Annotated in this window: 13 protein-coding genes; 6 read left to right on the forward strand and 7 right to left on the reverse strand. The window is 71.8% G+C overall.

The features are described 5' to 3' along the window. Positions 1-11: 11 nt before the first annotated feature. Both C8N24_RS06750 and C8N24_RS06755 read right to left on the reverse strand, forming a co-directional pair. Positions 12-1,016, reverse strand: coding sequence for an NAD(P)-binding protein (locus tag C8N24_RS06750; protein WP_121249255.1), 1,005 nt, complete (start codon positions 1,014-1,016; stop codon positions 12-14). Further along, positions 1,013-2,137, reverse strand: a complete 1,125-nt coding sequence (locus tag C8N24_RS06755; protein WP_121249257.1) for an acetyl-CoA C-acyltransferase — start codon at positions 2,135-2,137, stop codon at positions 1,013-1,015. Before C8N24_RS06755 ends, C8N24_RS06750 begins: the two co-directional genes overlap by 4 nt. A gap of 22 nt (positions 2,138-2,159) precedes the next feature. Between C8N24_RS06755 and C8N24_RS06760 the strand changes: the two genes are divergently transcribed. Further along, positions 2,160-3,035: an alpha/beta hydrolase gene (locus tag C8N24_RS06760; protein WP_170178893.1), complete on the forward strand. Its 876-nt coding sequence runs from the start codon at positions 2,160-2,162 to the stop codon at positions 3,033-3,035. Between the two features lie 8 nt (positions 3,036-3,043). On the opposite strand, the gene C8N24_RS06765 is transcribed toward C8N24_RS06760, so the two are convergent. Next, positions 3,044-3,868 (reverse strand): SDR family NAD(P)-dependent oxidoreductase, encoded by an 825-nt coding sequence (locus C8N24_RS06765; protein ID WP_121249261.1) that lies wholly within the window; start codon positions 3,866-3,868, stop codon positions 3,044-3,046. After that, positions 3,865-6,042: an MMPL family transporter gene (locus tag C8N24_RS06770; RefSeq protein ID WP_170178894.1), complete on the reverse strand. Its 2,178-nt coding sequence runs from the start codon at positions 6,040-6,042 to the stop codon at positions 3,865-3,867. The genes C8N24_RS06765 and C8N24_RS06770 overlap by 4 nt, the downstream gene beginning before the upstream one ends. 111 nt (positions 6,043-6,153) lie before the next feature. Here C8N24_RS06770 and C8N24_RS06775 point away from each other — a divergent pair, with 111 nt between their 5' ends. From C8N24_RS06775 to C8N24_RS06795, 5 genes are read left to right on the forward strand one after another with little or no spacing between them, the layout of a single operon-like run. Further along, a complete protein-coding gene (locus C8N24_RS06775) occupies positions 6,154-7,158 on the forward strand; it encodes an alpha/beta fold hydrolase (protein ID WP_170178895.1) in 1,005 nt (334 codons plus the stop codon). 2 nt (positions 7,159-7,160) lie between these two features. Next, entirely contained in the window at positions 7,161-8,612 is a 1,452-nt protein-coding gene (locus C8N24_RS06780; RefSeq protein WP_121249267.1) for a hypothetical protein, read from the forward strand. 4 nt (positions 8,613-8,616) lie between these two features. Beyond that, on the forward strand, positions 8,617-9,147 hold the full coding sequence (locus C8N24_RS06785; protein ID WP_121249269.1) for a hypothetical protein: 531 nt from the start codon (positions 8,617-8,619) through the stop codon (positions 9,145-9,147). Beyond that, positions 9,128-9,682 (forward strand): hypothetical protein, encoded by a 555-nt coding sequence (locus C8N24_RS06790; RefSeq protein ID WP_121249271.1) that lies wholly within the window; start codon positions 9,128-9,130, stop codon positions 9,680-9,682. The genes C8N24_RS06785 and C8N24_RS06790 overlap by 20 nt, the downstream gene beginning before the upstream one ends. A 20-nt stretch (positions 9,683-9,702) precedes the next feature. Continuing rightward, complete coding sequence (locus tag C8N24_RS06795) at positions 9,703-11,058, forward strand: Dyp-type peroxidase (protein ID WP_147447668.1); 1,356 nt, start codon at positions 9,703-9,705, stop codon at positions 11,056-11,058. Here the strand turns inward: C8N24_RS06795 and C8N24_RS06800 are convergent. The 3 genes from C8N24_RS06800 to C8N24_RS06810 all read right to left on the reverse strand — a co-directional run bounded on the left by C8N24_RS06800 (position 11,048) and on the right by C8N24_RS06810 (position 16,953). Continuing rightward, the gene (locus C8N24_RS06800; RefSeq protein WP_211339863.1) at positions 11,048-12,127 is read right to left on the reverse strand and encodes a Gfo/Idh/MocA family protein; all 1,080 of its coding nucleotides are present in this window, start codon (positions 12,125-12,127) and stop codon (positions 11,048-11,050) included. The two genes, C8N24_RS06795 and C8N24_RS06800, sit on opposite strands and share 11 nt — an antisense overlap. 51 nt (positions 12,128-12,178) lie before the next feature. Then, entirely contained in the window at positions 12,179-15,628 is a 3,450-nt protein-coding gene (locus C8N24_RS06805) for a putative Ig domain-containing protein (RefSeq protein WP_121249274.1), read from the reverse strand. Positions 15,629-15,705: 77 nt separating this feature from the next. Then, positions 15,706-16,953: an alkaline phosphatase gene (locus tag C8N24_RS06810; RefSeq protein ID WP_121249275.1), complete on the reverse strand. Its 1,248-nt coding sequence runs from the start codon at positions 16,951-16,953 to the stop codon at positions 15,706-15,708. Positions 16,954-16,955 lie beyond the last annotated feature (2 nt).

Here is a 16,955-nt window from a genome sequence, read left to right on the forward strand (position 1 = left end):
AGTCCGAAAGGTCAGGTGGCGGCGGCGATGTGCCGCGCCACGAGCGTCGCGGCCGCGGGCGCGCCGCGCACGAAGCCGAAGAACGGCCCGAAGTCGGCGGTCGCGGTGAAGCCCGGCAGGTACAGGCCGGGGCGCGCGACGGACTGCATGTGCTCGTCGAGCGCGGCGGTCGCGAGCGGCGGGAGGTACGGCACGCGGGCCAGATCGGCGGCGTAGCCGGTGGCGAGCACGATCCGGTCGGGGCGCAGGCGAGCGCCGTCGCTGAGCTCGACGTGTCCGCTTGCGGACACCACCTCGCCGATGTGGACGTGCGCGTCCACGATCCGCGGGGCGAGCCACGGCTCGAGCGTGAGCCGCCCGACCTCCCAGAACCGTCGTGCGATCGCCGTGCGGTCGGCCTCCGGCAGCGTGCGCCAGTAGTCGGGCACGTCGAGCGTGCGCCGGACGTGCTCGTCCACGAACGCCCAGCTCGTCTCGGCGAAGCGCGGCTGCGCGTGGCGGTGGACGACGTCCACGCGCGCGGCGCCGTGCTCGAGCAGCAGCGCGGCGGTCTCGTAGGCCGACTGGCGCCCGCCGACGATCAGGTACTCGGCGCCGGACGCGTCCGCGAAGTCGACGTAGTCGACGGTGTGGGCCTCGTCGGTGGCCCACCCGGGCCGGTGCTGGAAGTACGCGACGCCGGGCGCGGCGACCACGAACGGCGCGTCGGGCAGCGCGGTCAGCTGCTCCTCCACCACCTCGATGCCGGCCTCGTCCTGGAACCAGGCGGCGTAGTCGAGGAACAGCGGCAGCGGGATCGGGTCGGGCGGGTCGGGGCAGAACGCGAGGAACGTCAGCTCACCCGCGTGGTCCATGTGCCAGTCGGGCCCGCTGCGCAGGAGCATCCCGGCCGGCATGTGGTCGCGCCAGAAGCCCATCGGCCGGCCGTACACCGTCACGGACAGCCCGCGGTCGCGCAGCGCCTTGGCCGTCGCGAGCCCGTACGGCCCGGCCCCGATGACGGCGACGTCGGTCATGCGCGCAGCAGGATCGCCTCACCCTGGCCGCCACCGCCGCACAGCGTCGCGACGCCGACGCCTCCCCCACGTCGGCGCAGCTCGTACGCCAGCGTGAGCACGAGGCGCAGGCCGGAGCCCGCGAGCGGGTGGCCGATCGCGACCGCGCCGCCGTTGACGTTCACGCGGTCCAGGTCGATCGCGAGCGCGTCGGCGGAGGCGATGACGACGCCGGCGAACGCCTCGTTGATCTCCCACAGGTCGACATCGGCCGCGCTGAGGCCGTGACGCTCGAGCACGAGCCGCGACGCCTCGGCCGGCCGCAGGTGCAGCGTCGAGTCGGGGCCGGCCACCACCGCGCGCCCGACGACCTCCGCCAGCGGGTCGCTCGCCCGGTCGGCCGTGGTGATGATCGCGGCGGCCGCGCCGTCGGAGACCTGCGACGCGTTGCCCGCGGTGATCGTGCCGTCGGCGGTGAACGCGGGCGCCAGATCCGCGAGGGTCTCGTAGGCGGTCTCGCGCACGCCCTCGTCGTGCGTCAGGTCGCCGATCGGGGCGATCTCGTCGGCGAGCCGGCCTCGGCCCGCGAGCGCCCGCGCGTGCGACGCGGCCGCGAGCCGGTCCTGCGCCTCGCGGGTGACGCCGAGCCGCACGTTCTCGGCGTCCGACATCGCGCCCATGCCCTCGCCCGCGATCGAGCAGTGCAGGCCGTCGTGGACCATCACGTCGGTCATGGCCCGCGCGCCCATCTTCGTGCCCGGCCGCAGGTGGATCGCGTGCGGCGCCCGGGTCATCGAGTCGAACCCGCCCGCGAGCACCGTCGTCGCCTCCCCGGCCCGGATCATCGCGGCGGCCATCGCCACCGCGCTCATCGACGCCAGGCACACGTCGTTGAGCGTGATCCCCGGCACCGTCCGCCCGACCCCGCCGGCCAGCGCGGCCCGCCGCCCGGGGTTCTGCCCGTTCGCGGCCTGCAGGACGTTGCCGACGGCGATGTAGTCGGGCCGCAGGTCCGTGCGCTCGAGCGCCGCCCGCACGGCGTGCGCGCCCAGCTCGACCGCGTCGATCGCCGACAGCGCGCCGTTGAGCTTGCCGACCGGGGTCCGCGCTCCCGCGGCGATCACGACTGGCTGCGTGCCCATCAAGTGTGAGATGGTCGCACGTATGAAGCGGCTCCTGACCCTGACGCGCCTGATGCTCCTCTCCCGCCGTGAGCCCGTGTCACGGACGCCCGCGGAAGTGGGGCTCGACTACGAGCCGGTCGCGTTCCCGGCGTCCGACGGCGTCGGCATCAAGGGCTGGTTCGTGCCCGCCGCGGGCGAGGGTCCCAAGCCGACGATCGTGTTCGTGCACGGGTGGATGTGGAACCGGCTCGGCAACGTCGCCGGCCGCGCGCCGATCGACGACCGCGACGTGGACTTCCTGCCCGCCACGAAGGCGCTGCACGACGCGGGCTACAGCGTGCTGCTGTACGACGTCCGCCGCCACGGCGAGAGCCAGAAGGGCAAGGGGCTCGTGTCGTTCGGGCCGCTGGAGAAGAACGACTTCGTCGGCGCGGTCAACTACCTGCGCACGCGGGCGGACGTGGACGGCGAGCGGATCGGGTCGATCGGGATCTCGATGGGCGGCACGATCGCGCTCTACGGCGCCCCGGAGTGCCAGCCGATCAAGGCGATCCTGGCGGTCCAGCCGGCCAAGGTCACGACCTTCAACAACAACTTCGCGCTCGACCAGTTCGGGATCTTCGGGCCGCTGATCGTCGCGCCGATCGAGCTGATCTACCGGGCGACCAAGACGCCGCCACCGAGCGTGCAGGATCCGGGTGAGCCGGCCAAGCGGCTCGACGGGACCGTCGTCAAGTACGTGCAGGGCACGGGCGACCGCTGGGGCACGATGGTCGACGTCCTGGGCTTCGCGGAGGGCACGCCGACCCTGGACGGGCCGGTCGTGCACTACCCCTCGAGCGGCCGCTACGACGGCTACCGCTACGTGTCGGCCGAGACCGAGGACATCGTCGACTTCTTCCAGCGGCGGCTGTAGGAAGCTCCTTAAGGCTTCGGCTTGGGCATCTGCGAACGCAACAGCGCGTCGAAGCCCGCGTCCGGCAGCACCTTGCGCAGCGACATGAACAGCCCGGCGGACGGCGCCACGCGGTAGCGGGCGCGCGGCTTGTCGGACGTCAGCGCCTTGAGGATCGTCTCGCCGACGGCCTCGGCGCTGCACGCCAGCATCCCGAGCGCGCCCGTCGTGTAGCTCGACGTGACCTCGGCCACCTCGTCGTTGAAGCTCGCGTACGGGCCCGGCTCCTGCACGCGCCGGCCGACCGCGGTCTTGCCCAGCGGCGTCTTGACGAAGCCGGGCTCGACCAGCACGGTCTTGACGCCGAACGGCCGCGTCTCGTAGCGCAGCGCGTCGCTGATCGCCTCCAGCGCGTGCTTGGTGCCGCAGTAATAGCCCGTGCCCGGCCAGGTGAACTTGCCGTTCATCGAGCCGACCGTGACGATCGTGCCGGCCCGCCGCTCGCGCATCTGGGGCAGCACGAGCTGCGTCAGCCGCACCGGGCCGAAGACGTTGGTCTCGAACAGCCCGCGGACGCGGTCCATCGGGACCGACTCGATCGCCCCGACCTCCTGGATGCCGGCGTTGTTGACCAGCGCGTCGATGCCCTGCGGGATCGCGGCGACGGCCGCGGCCATCGACTCCTCGCTCGTGACGTCGAGCGCCAGCGTCTTGCAGCCGTCCGCTTCGAGGTCGGCGATCGACTCCGTCCGGCGCGCGGTCGCGTACACCTCGAACCCGTTCTTCGCCAGCACCTGCGCCGTGGCGCGGCCGATGCCCGACGAGCACCCGGTGATCAGCACGGTCTTGGTCATGCGGTCGTAGCCACCTCTTGTTCGGCCTTCTTCGTCACGGGAGTCTCGGAGGACTCGAAGTCCATGTTCGGCAGCACCCGGTCCAGCCACTTCGGGATCCACCAGTTCTTGTCGCCCATCAGCTCCATCGTCGTCGGCACGAGGACGAGGCGCACGATCGTCGCGTCGAGCGCGATCGCCACGGCCAGGCCGACGCCGATCTCCTTGACCTGCGGCACGCCCGTGCCGGCGAAGATCGCGAACACCGCGACCATGATCAGCGCCGCGCTGGAGATCGTCTTGGCGCTCGCGGCCAGGCCCTGGGCGACGGCCTGCTGCGTGTCGTGCGTCGCGTGGTAGCGCTCCTTGATGCGCGAGAGCATGAAGACCTCGTAGTCCATGCTCAAGCCGAACACGACGGCCAGCAGCAGCGCGGGCGTGATCGCCTGCACGTAGCCGAGCGACTCGAAGCCGGTGACGGAGTCGAACCAGCCCCACTGGAAGACCATCACGAGCACGCCGTAGGACGCGGCGACCGACAGCGCGTTCATCAGCACCGCCTTGATCGGCAGCACGACGCTGCGCAGCACGACCAGCAGCACGAGGAAGCTCAGCACCACCACGAACAGGCCGACCTTCCACAGCGACCCGGAGATGACCGCGGTGTCGTCGAGGTTCTGCGCGGTCGGACCGCCGACGTGCAGCGTGCCGCCCGTCGGGGGCAGCAGGCCGCGCAGGCGCTTGACCAGCGCCACCGTCGCCTCGCTCTCGGGCGACTGCTCGGGCGTGACGAGGATCAGCGCCTTCTGGCCGTCCTCGGAGATCACCGGATCCTGCACCGCGCGCACGTTCTCCAGCCGCTCGAGGTCACCCTTGAACGAGGACAGCGCCGTCTGGTCGACCGGCCCGCGGAAGTCCGCGACCAGCTCCACCATCCCGAGCGAGCCCGGCCCGCCGAGCTGCTCGGACGCGAGCTCGAACCCGACGCGCGTCTCGAAGTCCTTCGGGAACATCGCGATCGCCGCCGTGTTCTCCTTCATCACGAGCGCGGGTGACGCGATCGCGAGCATGATGGCCGTCGCCGCGAGCGCGAACGGCAGCGGGCGGCGCATCAGCATCGCCGTCCAGCGCTCCCAGAAGGTCGGCCCGGTCCGCGGCGGGCGGCGCCGCTTCAAGCGGCCGATCAGCTTCCCCGGCTCGGACACGCGGTGCCCGAGCGCGGCGATCAGCGCCGGCAGCAGCGTGACCGCCGCCAGCACGGCGATGCCGACGACCACGATCGCGCCGACCGCCATCGAGCGCACGACGGTCGCGTCGATCAGGAACAGCCCGGCCAGCGCGACGATCACCGTCACGCCGCTGAACGCCACCGCCATGCCGGAGGTGCGCAGCGCCACGGCCCGGGCGTCGTCGGCCGAGTGGCCCGCGCCCAGCTCCTCGCGGTAGCGGGCGAGGATGAACAGCGAGTAGTCCACCGCCACGCCGATGCCGAGCATCGACGCCATGTTGGTCACGAAGGTCGACATGCCGTAGACCTGCGAGAGGAAGAAGATGATCGCGCCGGTGACGACGACCGCGGCGACGCCGAGCGCGAGCGGCAGCGCGGCCGCCGCGAGCGAGCCGAAGACGATCAGCAGGATGATCAGCACGATCGGCAGCCCGAAGAGCTCCGCCTGCTCGAGGTCCTCCTTGGACAGCTCCTGGATGCCCGCCCACAACGCGCTCTGCCCGACGAGGTGGACCGCGAGGTCGTCGCCCGCCTCCCCCGCGTGCAGGTTCTCCCGCATGACCGTGGCCGCGTCGACGGCCTCGTCGCGGTCGCCCTCGACGACGAGCGGCATGATCACCACCGGGTCCGTCGACGCCCGCGCGGCGTCGGCGGCCTGCGGGTCGAGCCGGACCGCGTCGACGTCCTTGAAGCCGTCACGCTCGACGCGGTCGACCGCCGCGGCGAGCTTCGCCGCGTCGCCCGAGCGGTTGTCGAAGACCACCGACAGCATCTCGGCCGGCCGGCCGAAGTCCCGGCCGAGCGCCTCGGACACGACCTGCGAGCCCGAGCCGGCGCTCTCGAAGCCGCCGCCCGTCAGGTTCTCGGTCTGCCGCCCGGCGAACGGAATCGAGACCACGACGATGGCCAACCAGATGATCAGGACGATTCGGCGACGCCGAGCGATGAAGCGCTCGAGTCGGTCCATGGCGGCTTGCATTGGGAGTTTCTATCCGAGTCCGGCGTGCCTGTGGGAATACCGCCCTGACCGTTCGGCGCTTGCATTCGCCCGCCGAGCGCGGATAGAACACGCACACCCTTGACCGAGACACATCCCGTTTCCACCTCCGACGGCACCGAGATCCGTCTGACCCGCCACCAGTTCGGCAACAAGGGTCCGATCGTCCTGGCGCCGGGCTACGGCAACGCCGCGAGCGCGTTCGCCATCGACACCGTGCCGAAGAACTGGGTCCAGTACCTGGGCGAGCACGGCTACGACGTCTGGCTGCTGGACTACCGCGCCAGCCCCGAGCTGCCGGCGAGCCGCACGCAGTTCACCGTCGACGACATCGCGCTGCGCGACTGGCCCGCGGCGGTGGACACGGTCCGCGAGCGGACCGGCGAGGACACCGTCCAGGTCTTCGGGCACTGCGTCGGCGGGCTGTCGCTGTTCATGGCGATGGGCGCCGGCATGGAAGGTGTCCGCAGCGCGACCTTCTCCAGCCTCGCCGGCAACCCGATCCCGACCCCCGGCAACCAGGCCCGCGCCTGGGCGCGGATGGCGACGCTGTTCAAGCTGCTCGGGATCAAGTTCCTCGACGTCGAGTACGACCCGAAGCGCTGGGACGGCAAGGCGATCGAGGCCGTGATGCGGCTCGTGCCCTTCAAGCACATCTACAACACGCCGATCGCGCGCCGGATCTACTTCATCTACGGCGACGTCTACGACTACGAGAACATCAACCGCCCGACGATGGAGCAGGCGGTGCCCGGCTTCTTCGGCGGCGGCAACCTGACGTTCTTCGAGCACATCTCGCTGATGATCCGCGCCAGCGAGGCGCGCGACGCCGGCGGCAAGGACGCCTACTGGGCCAACCTCGAGAACTTCAAGGTCCCGATCAACTTCATCACCGGCGAGCACAACAAGATGTTCGTCCCGAAGGGCCTGCAGCGCTCGTATGACACGCTGCGCAAGGCCCACGGCAACAGCCTGTACTCCCACGACGTGATCTCCGGCTACGCGCACCTGGATCTGTGGCTGGGCTCGAACGCCGAGCGCGACGTGTGGCCGACCGCCCTTGCCGAGCTGGAGAAGCACAACTAGCCATGAGCGCCACCGAGGACCAGCCGCGGACCGGCCATGCCGGTCTGGACGACTTCTTCGCCTACCCCTTCGCGCAGGCGATCCAGGACCGGCGGACGCGCCGCGTGGCGCAGGGCACGTCGCTGCCGCACGGCGCGCAGCCGTACGAGTCCAGCAACGCGCCGTCGCCGCTGTCGCCGCTGGAGGAAGCGATCCTGATCGCCTCCACCAGCGTCACCGGCGCGGTCATGCACGACGGGCCGACGAAGAAGACGGACGGCTCGCCGGAGCTCGGGACGATGTTCCTCGAGGTCGCCGGCCGGGCCGCGTCGAGCGCCGACAACGCGCAGGCGACGTCGTTCTTCATGACCAACGACGAGGGCGTCTTCCTGATCGAGCGCCCGCGCGGCCAGCAGGCGCTGGACCTGTTCAAGGAGATCCCGCCGCGGTGGGAGGACCGCACGGAGGACGACTGGCTGTCGTTCGCCAACGCGGTCAAGCGCAAGGTGTACGACGGACGCTTCTCGATGCCCGAGAAGCAGTGGCCGTACTTCCTCGGCTGGAACGGCCAGATGACCAACGCCCCCGGCACGACCCAGTTCCTGCCGGTGGTCGACAACACGCGCCAGTACATCAACGTGCTGCTGATCCTGCTCAGCGAGCCGCACGGCAAGGTGCCGCTGTTCATCGACGACTGGCAGCCGTTCCGGCCGAAGAACGCCATGGAGTGGGCGGCGTGGGCGGCGTCCAAGCTCGGCCTCGTGGACACGATCCCCTACCAGCCCATCGGCGGGCTCAAGCGCGCGCGAGGCGGGTTCGCGTCCCTGGACGTGCCGGCGCCGCTCGGGTCGATCACGACCGTGCGCACGGACTACGAGGCGCACTTCTTGTTCCAGAACCTGATGCTCACGGCCGAGGCGCTGCGCCTGGGCGCGTGGGTGCACGGCGCGCCGATGATCCCGCACGTGTGGCAGCGCGACCCCGCCAAGGGCATCCTCGGCCTCGGCTTCCGCGAGTACCAGGCGAAGACGTTCGACAGCCGCTGGAAGCGCTGGCCGCCGGTGCCCGCCTCCCAGCCCGCCTACGTCGGCATCGACGGCGTGCTCGAAGGGCTCTGCCCGCCGTACGTGAACGACATGGACGCGGCCGTCGACCAGGTGCTCGAGGAGAAGTTCGGGCCGGGCGGCACGTACGCGAACGCCGACGTGTTCGCCCAGTCCTACCGCGACAAGGCGACGGCCGAGACCTACATGAAGGCCGCCGGCCATCCGCCGCACGAGGCGATCGAGTACACGAAGGAGATCTGCCGCTACCTGGTGGAGACCTACGGCCGCTTCCCGGCGCACACGGATCCGTTCCACCTGCCCGGCATCTGGCTGCAGTGCTCGCACCTGGAGATCGAGTACTACGAGCAGTACGCGAACCCCCGCCACGTCGCGCGACAGGCCGAGGGCCGGGAGATCTGGAAGCGGTAGCGAGATGGGGAACGTCCACGGCCGGATGACCGGCCTGACGCTCTTCACGCCCATCCGGCCACAGTGGGTGTGGTTCCTGAAGATCGGCCTGCCGCTCACCCGGCACCTGCCGTTCATGGCGCGCCACATCCTGCAGTTCAACTTCATCAAGTTCGTGCGCTGGACGATCGTGCCCGGGCTCGACGGCGAGCGGCTCAACTACCGGTACCTGTACTTCGAGAGCAACTTCGACGGGCCCTGGCAGCACTACATCGACGCGTTCGCCTACGTGATCCCGCTCGACATCCGCGTCACCTGGGGACGCGGGCCGGGCTTCCCGGCGCCGCCGCCCGCCGAGCCGCTGAAGGCGTGGATCGCCATGAACTCGATGGACGGCGGCACCTACTACTGCGCGCACGCGGACGAGTCGACGCGGATGGTCAACAACGCGCTGGCCGTGAAGGAGCGCTTCGACGCGCTCGACCGCGACGTGCCGCCCGACGAGTTCCAGGCCGCGTGGGAGCGGTTCCTGAGCGATGCGCAGGCGCATCTCTGAGCGCGGCCACCGGGTCGGCGGCGCCTACGCGCTGACGACGTTCGCGCGCGTGCTGCCCGGCCGCGAGGACGAGCTCGAGGCCTACCTGGAGGCGCTGCCGACCGGCGCCGACAGCCCGTTCGCGCGGATCGACACCCTGCACATCGCCCGCGTGCAGCTGTTCCGCGCGCTCGTGCACCAGGGCCCGAAGCAGCGCAAGACGGACACGCTGCGGCACGCGCACCTGGTCTTCACGAGCACGATCGACGGCGACCTCGAGCCGTACCTGGACTGGCTCGCCGCGCTCGTCCCCGAGTGCGACGAGTGGTGGGGCCGCTGCGTCGGCTACCCCGGCCGGCACGACCGCGGGGCGTTCCACGCGTGGGTGCGCTCGATCCAGGCGCGGCCCGGGCTGTTCCGCTCGGCGATGCCGGACGCGTCCGTGGTCGAAGTGCGCGAGGCGCTCGCCCTGCGGGAGCGCGTGATCGACTTCGCGGTCGAGGCGCAGGGCCTGTCCGCCGAGGCGCTGCAAGCGCGTTTCCGGGAGCGCTTCTAGTGCTCGGCCGTCCGCCCAACGTGCCCCGCCGCGCGCCGAAGGCGTCGCACATCGACCTCGGCGACATCCAGGGCAACGTCCTGCGCGGGTACACGCACCCGGCGGCGGCGTACCTGTTCCTGCGGATCGTCGACGCAGGCGCCGCGCGCGCGTTGATGCGGCGGATGCTGCCGCAGGTCGCGACCGCCGCGCCGTGGGCCGACGGTGCACCGGCGACCGCCATGAACGTCGCGTTCACGTTCGCCGGGCTGCAGGCGCTCGGGCTGCCGGACGCGGTGCTCGCGTCCTTCCCCGAGGCGTTCCGGGACGGCATGGCGACGCGCGCCGGCCGGCTCGGCGACCGTGGGCCGAGCGCGCCCGAGGCGTGGGAGGACGGGCTCGGCACGGGCGAGGCGCACGTGCTGGTCACGGTCTACGCCGTCGACCGGGAGCACCTGACCGCGGCGGTGGCGAAGATCATCGGGGAGGACGCGGACTCCAACGCGGTCTCGCTCGTCAACCTGCAGCGCGCGGAGGCGCTGGCGGGCGGCCGCGACCACTTCGGCTTCTTCGACGGGATCGCCCAGCCCGCCGTGCGCGGCGCGGGCGTCGAGCCCCGGCCCGGCGACGGCCAGCCGGACGGGGCCGGCGGCTGGCGCGAGCTCGCCACCGGGGAGGTCCTGCTCGGCTACGAGGACGAGGACGGCACGCTGCCCAAGGCGCCGCTCGCCCCGTTCGACCGCAACGGGACGTTCGTCGTCTACCGCAAGCTCGCGATGGACCCGGCGGCCTTCCGGCGCTTCATGGCGGCACAGGACTACCCGGGCGGCGCGCAGGCGCTGGCCGCGAAGATCGTCGGCCGCTGGCCCGACGGCACGCCGCTCGCGCTCTCCCCCGACACCCCCGACGCGTCCGTCTCCTCCGACCCCGCCCGGATCAACCACTTCGGCTACGCCGACGACCCGACCGGCCTCAAGTGCCCGCTGGGCGCGCACATCCGCCGCGCGAACCCGCGCGAGGCGCACGGCTTCTTCGACGGCCGGCTGACCAACCGCCACCGGATCGTCCGCCGCGGCCGGGCCTACGGCGCGCCGCTCGCGCCCGGCGCGCTCGAGGACGACGGCGTCGACCGGGGCCTGGTGTTCGTGTGCTTCCAGGCCGACATCTGGCGCCAGTTCGAGACGATCCAGGCGCTGTGGATCGACGACGGCGACCCGTTCGGGCTGGGCCGCGACAAGGACTTCCTGGTGGGCGAGCCGCACGGCACCGCCGGGAAGATGACGATCCAAGGCCATCCGCCGCACTTCCTCAAGCCGCAGCCGCGCTTCGTGACGCTCCGCGGCGGCGAGTACCTGTTCCAGCCGTCGATGCGGGCGCTGCGCGAGCTCAGCGCCTGAGCGCGACCCGCTGCCCCGTGGCGGCGGAGCGCTGGATCGCGTCCAGCAGCCGGTGACGCACGACGGCGTGGGCGAACCCGGGGACGACGGCCGTGCCGCTCGCCAGGTCGTCGCGGATCGCGGCGTACGCGTGGGTCAGCGCGTGGATCCGGTCGTCGACGAGCTGCGGGTAGGCGTCGTAGCCGTCGGGGAGCGCGAGCTCGGCCAGGGCGGCGGACCCGCGTGAGCCGCGGACGGTGACGGGGTTGACGTTCGGATGCGAGGGCGCGGTCACCACGAGCGTGCCCTCGGTGCCGTCGACGGTCAGGGAGAACCCCGGGCCCGACACCGTGCCGCCGCGGAAGTGGCCGGAGAGGATCGCGCCGCCCGCCAGCGTGCCCGACACCGCGACCTGGTCCTCGGCCGTCATCGGGACCAGCTCCGACGTGCCCTCGAGCGGGACCTGGGGGCGCCGCGTCGCGGTGGTCGCGACCACGTCCTCGAGCTCGCCCACGACCATCGCGACCGAGTCGAGCGCGTGCCCGGCGGCGATCGTCAGCATCGTCGCCCCGGAGGCGCGGTCGAGCGTGTAGCGGCCGCGCTCGGAGACCGGGCCGCCCCAGCCGGCCGACGCGGACACGACGGTCGCGGACAGCACCTCGCCCACGTAGCCGTCCGCGACGAGGTCCCGCAGCCAGCGGAACGCCGGCGCGGACCGCCCTTGCAAGCCGATGAACGTGCGCGTGCCGGCGGCGGCGCGCTCCAGCGCCTCCGCCTCCGCGAGGTCGACCGCGAGCGGCCACTCGCTGAGCACCGGCACGCCCGCCGTCAGCGCGGGGAGGATCAGCTCGCGGTGGCGCGGGACCTTGACGGTGACGACCACGAGGTCGACGTCGTCACGCCGCGCGAGCGCCTCGACCGACGTGTGCGCGTCGACCCCGTAGGCCGCGCCCGCCGCGCGGGCCGATGCGTCCGAGCTGGCCACGAGCGCCCGCAGCTCGATGCCGTCGACGGCCGCGAGCGCGGGCAGGTGCGCCCCGGCCGCCCAGCCGCCGGTCGCGCTCAGTCCCACGATGCCGACGCCGATCATGCCCCGCAACGGTACCGGCGGGAGGCCGCGTGGCCTCCCGCCGACGGTGGATCAGTTGTACGCGAAGCCGCGCTGGCGGGCCCACGACGTGCCGTCCCAGACGTACCACTTGGCGCCGTTGCCCACGCCGATGCACTTCGTCGCGGACGTGCACTCGATGTCGTTGATGACCAGGCCGGCGACCGCGGCGGACTTCGTCCACGTCGTGCCGTCCCAGGTGCCGAACGTGCCGCTGCGCCAGAAGCCGGCGCAGAACGTGCCGCCGACGACGCAGTCCACCGCGTAGCTGACGCTGCCCGCGCCCGTGCTCGTGGGCGCGCCCAACGAGCCGCTCCACCTGACGACGTTGTCGTTGTAGCCGCCGGTGATCATGCACGACGTCGTCGAGCTGCAGCTGACGCGCGTGTTGTACAGGCCCGTGTTCTGCAGCGCCGACCAGCTGGTGCCGTCGAACGTCGTCAGGCCGTCGCCCGCCTGCACCGCGGCGCAGAACGTCGCGCTGAGGCAGTCGAACCCGTAGTAGCTGGCGTTCGGCATGCGGACGCTGCGGCCCCAGCTGCCGCTGTCCAGGCGCCAGGAGTAGCCCTGGTTGACGTTGGAGACCTTCTCGTCGCCGAAGATCTCGCAGCGCGTGGCCGTGAAGCACGAGCCATAGCGGACGGCGGTCGTGGTGCCGCCGTGCGAGACCGCCGGGCGGCCGATGCTCGTCCACGAGCCGCTGCCGTCCCACGTGTAGGCGTCGCCGCCGCCGGTCATCACGCACCGGGTCGCGCTGAAGCAGCTCAGGCCCTCGGGGTTGTAGTACGAGACGTCCGCGGACTTGGTCCAGGTCGTGCCGTCGTAGAGGTAGGTGGCGCGGAAGCCGACCGCCATGCACCCGTTCGCCGACCAGCAGTCGAGCGCCGCCAGGTCGACCGGCGTGCCGGAGGGCTCGGCCGTGACGTCGATCTGCAGCGCTTTGGTGGCCTGCGCGTTGGTCGAGTCGGTGACCGTGACCGTGAAGGCGAACGTGCCGCCCGCGGTCGTCGTGCCGGTGATCGCGCCCGTCGCCGCGTTCAGGCTCAGGCCGCCCGGCAGCGCGCCGGCGGTGACGGCCCACGTGTACGGGCCCGTGCCGCCGAGCGCGGTCAGCGTGGCGCTGAACGGGTCGCCCTCGAGCGGCGTCGGGAACGTCGGCGCCGTGAGGACCATGCCGGGCGGGTAGACCTTCAGCGTGACGGCCTTGGTCGCGCTGTGGCCGGTGGTGTCGGCGACCTTGACCGTGAACGCGTTGTCGCCCTGAGCGGTCGGGCGGCCCGACAGCTTGCCCGTCGCCGGGTCCAGCGTCACACCGGCCGGCAGCGTGCCGGAGGCCACCGTCCAGGTGTAGGCGCCCTCGCCGCCCTCGGCCACGAGCGCCTGCTCGTAGAGCACGCCGTCCATGCCGTCCGGCAGCGTCGCTGCGGTGCCGATCACGAGCGGCGGCGCGAGCACCGTCAGCTTGTACGCGCGGCTGGCGGTCTTGCCGTCGCCGCCGGTGACGGTGACCGTGAAGGCGAACGTGCCGGTCTGCGTCGGGGTGCCGAGCAGCTGGCCGCCGTCGAACGTCACGCCGCGCGGCAGGTCGCCCTTGAGCGTCCAGGTGTACGGCGTGGTCGAGCCCGTCGCCGTCAGGCCGACGCGGAGCGGGCTGCCGGACTGCGCGTTCTCCAACGCGGTCGTGGTGAGCGCGAGCGCGGGCGTGCGGATCGTGATCGCGTAGTCCTTGCGGGCGACCTTGCCCTCGCCGTCGACGACGCTGATCTGGAAGCTGCTCGTGCCGTGCGCGGTCGGCGTGCCGGTGATCGCGCCGGTGGTGCGGTTGAGCGCGAGGCCAGCGGGCAGCGCGCCGTCGGTCACGTAGTAGCCCTTGCCGGTGCCGCGCGTGGTCTTGACCTGCGCGGCGTAGGCGACGCCGTTGTCACCGGCCGGGAAGGCCTTGCCGTCGAGCGCGATCGGCGCCTGCGTCTTGGCCTGCGCGACCGTCCAGTCCTTGGACCAGATGTCGGGCTTGTTGTAGTCGAAGCCGAACTTCCAGACCTTGAAGCGCAGGCCGCCGCCGGCCTGCAGGCCGCTGGAGAGCCGCCACCACGGCGACTTGTCGGTGTCGGCCTTGAGCTGCATGAAGATGCCGGCGGTCAGGTACGGGCCGGCGACGTCGTAGAAGTCGAACGCGAGCCGCGGGCCGACCGACGCCTTCAGGTTCATCGAGCCGGCGGGCTCGTAGTACTTGGTCTTGAACTCGGCCTTGGCCTCGCCGTACGGGCCGAAGTTGTCGCCGTCGTAGGCCAGGCCGAACGACGTGTTGAGCGACTGGTCGACCTCGATCGCGGTGCTGGCCGCGATCTCCGCCTCGCCGTTGATGAGGAAGTTGAGCTTCGGGACGATCACGACCGGCACCGGGCCGACGGTGAACGACCACGGCGTGAAGCGGTAGTCCTCGGGCAGCAGCTCGAGCTCGAGCTCGCACTTGGCCTCGCCGAACACCTCCACCTTGAGCTTGGCGGCCTGCTTGAGGGTCACGCCGACGTGCGCCTTGATCGTGCCCGGGTGCAGCCAGCCACCCCACGCCACGCCGACGGACGTGCCCGCGTCGAAGGAGACGTCGCCGGTGAGCTTGGCGCCGGCGCGGCTCGAGCACTTGAACGGCTTGTCGGCGCCGCCGTCCTTCTTGGCGTTGAAGGAGCGCAGCCCGTCCGGCAGCTTCTTGAGCGCCGAGCCCTGCTTGAAGGCGCCGGGGTCGGCCTGCGGGTCCGCGTTCGCGACGCGCGCGAAGTCCTCCGCGGTCATCGACAGCTGCGGCTGGGAGATGATCTCGGCCTGCGGGCCGATCGCGGTCAGCGGCGCGGGGTCGGCCTGCGCGATCGCGAGGTCGCCCTGGCGCGTGACCGACTTGACCTCGACGAGCATGCCGCCCGGCGTCTTCGGGCCCACCCCCGCGGTCAGCACCGAGCCGACCTTGATCAGGCCCTGCGGGTCCTGCACCGTGACGGTGCGCGTCCCGTTCGGATCGCCGGTGACCGCCGTGACGGCCGACGGCTGCGCGACGAGCGTGCCCGTGCCGACCTGCTGGCGGTAGCGCACGCCGACCCAGCCGACCGCGTGCTTGCGCACCTTCGCGACGGTCCTGCGGTAGGTCGCGAACGTCGCCAGGTCCGTGCCCTTGATCGGCTCGGCGGTGACCACGTAGCGGCCCGGCTTGACGTTGCGGTACGTCTTGGTGGTCGACAGCTTGCGCTTGAAGCCGCCCGGCCCGGTGACCGTGACCTTCGGCGTGCTGCCCGTCGGCGCGAACTTGACCGAGACGCGCAGCGACGTCGTCTTCTTCGCCTTGGTCTTCGGCTTCAGGACGACCGTGCGGGTCGAGTCGGTGGCGGTGGCGCAATTGACGGGCGAGCACAGCGGGGCCGCGGCGCTCGCGGCGGCCGGCAACGCGAGTGCGAGCAGCGTCGACGCTGCGAGCACCAGGCGGGTGGGGCGCAAGGGGAGGACTCCAGAGGGGTGAGGATCAGTACGTCTCCCCGGTAGTCGTCCGGCGCCCCAGCCGCTTGATCTGACGTTTAACGCATCACACGTTTGATGGCGTCGTGGACGTCGGTGTTGTCGATCACGCCGTCGAAGGCCTCGCTGCCGGGGCCGCTCGCGGTGATCGGCGTGTCGGCGCCCGTGTGCTGGCCCGTCGTCCAGTCGGCGAACACCTGCAGCTGCGTGCCCTTGACCGTGAACGGGCCGTCCTCCTTGGACAGCTCCTCGCCGGACTCGTCCGCGGTGTCGGGGTTCTCGATCGTGAGGCCGCCGGTCTCGTGGTCGCCCTGGACGACGATCAGCGTGCCGGGGTGCGACCGCGCGAAGTCGACGGCCACCTTGACGGTCGCGTCGAGCGCCGCGCCGGCCTTGATCATCAGGCCCGCGTTGTTCTCGTGGGCCATCTCGTCGATGCCCTCTTCCTCGATCAGCACGAAGAACCCGTCACGGTCGCGGGAGAGGACGCTCAGCGCCTTGCTCGCCATCTCGGGAAGCGGGACGGCGGGGTCGTACAGGTCGCCCTTGCCCTCTTCGCGGTGCTCGAACAGCTCCTCGTTGGCGAACAGCCCGAGCAGCTTCGGCCCGCGGGCCTTGCGCAGCGCGTCGCGGGTGCTCACGTACGTGTAGCCGAGCCCCTTCGCCTTCTCGACCAGGTTGCCCTTGTCGCCCTTGCTGGCCTCGGACGGGTCGGTCGCCGGGTGGTCGGGCCAGCCGCCCTCGGTCCCGGCCGGGTACCAGTAGTCCTCGCCGCCGCCGAGGATCACGTCGGGCTTCGACTGCTCCAGGAACTGGCGGGCGATCTCGCTCTGCTGCGCCCGGTCGGACACGTGCGCGGCGTACGCGGCCGGCGTCGCGTCCGTGACCTGCGACGTGGTCACGAGCCCGGTGGCCTTGCCCATCCGCCGCGCGTCCTCGAGCAGCGTGCGCACCGGCTTGCCCTGCGCGTCCACGCCGATCGCGCCGTTGAACGTCTTCACGCCCGTCGCGAACGCGGTCGCGGCCGCCGCGGAGTCGGTCACCGCCTGCTTCGGGTCGGCCGGGTCGGTGTGCACGAGCCCGGCGTGCTCGAGCCGGTTCATGTGCAGCTCCTTGCCCGGCCGGTTGCCGACCGTCACCAACCGGATGAGGTCGCGCTGCGCCGTTCCCATCCCGTCGCCCTGCAGCACGATCACGTACTTCGCCGTCTTCGGCCGAGCCCGTTGCTCAGCCTGCGTCTGCGACACCGGAACCGCCGCCAGCGCGGCGACGGCGGTGGCCGTAAGGGCCACGCGCTTGCCGTTCATCT

The sequence above is a fragment of the Solirubrobacter pauli genome (genome assembly GCF_003633755.1).
Taxonomy (GTDB): Bacteria; Actinomycetota; Thermoleophilia; order Solirubrobacterales; family Solirubrobacteraceae; genus Solirubrobacter; species Solirubrobacter pauli.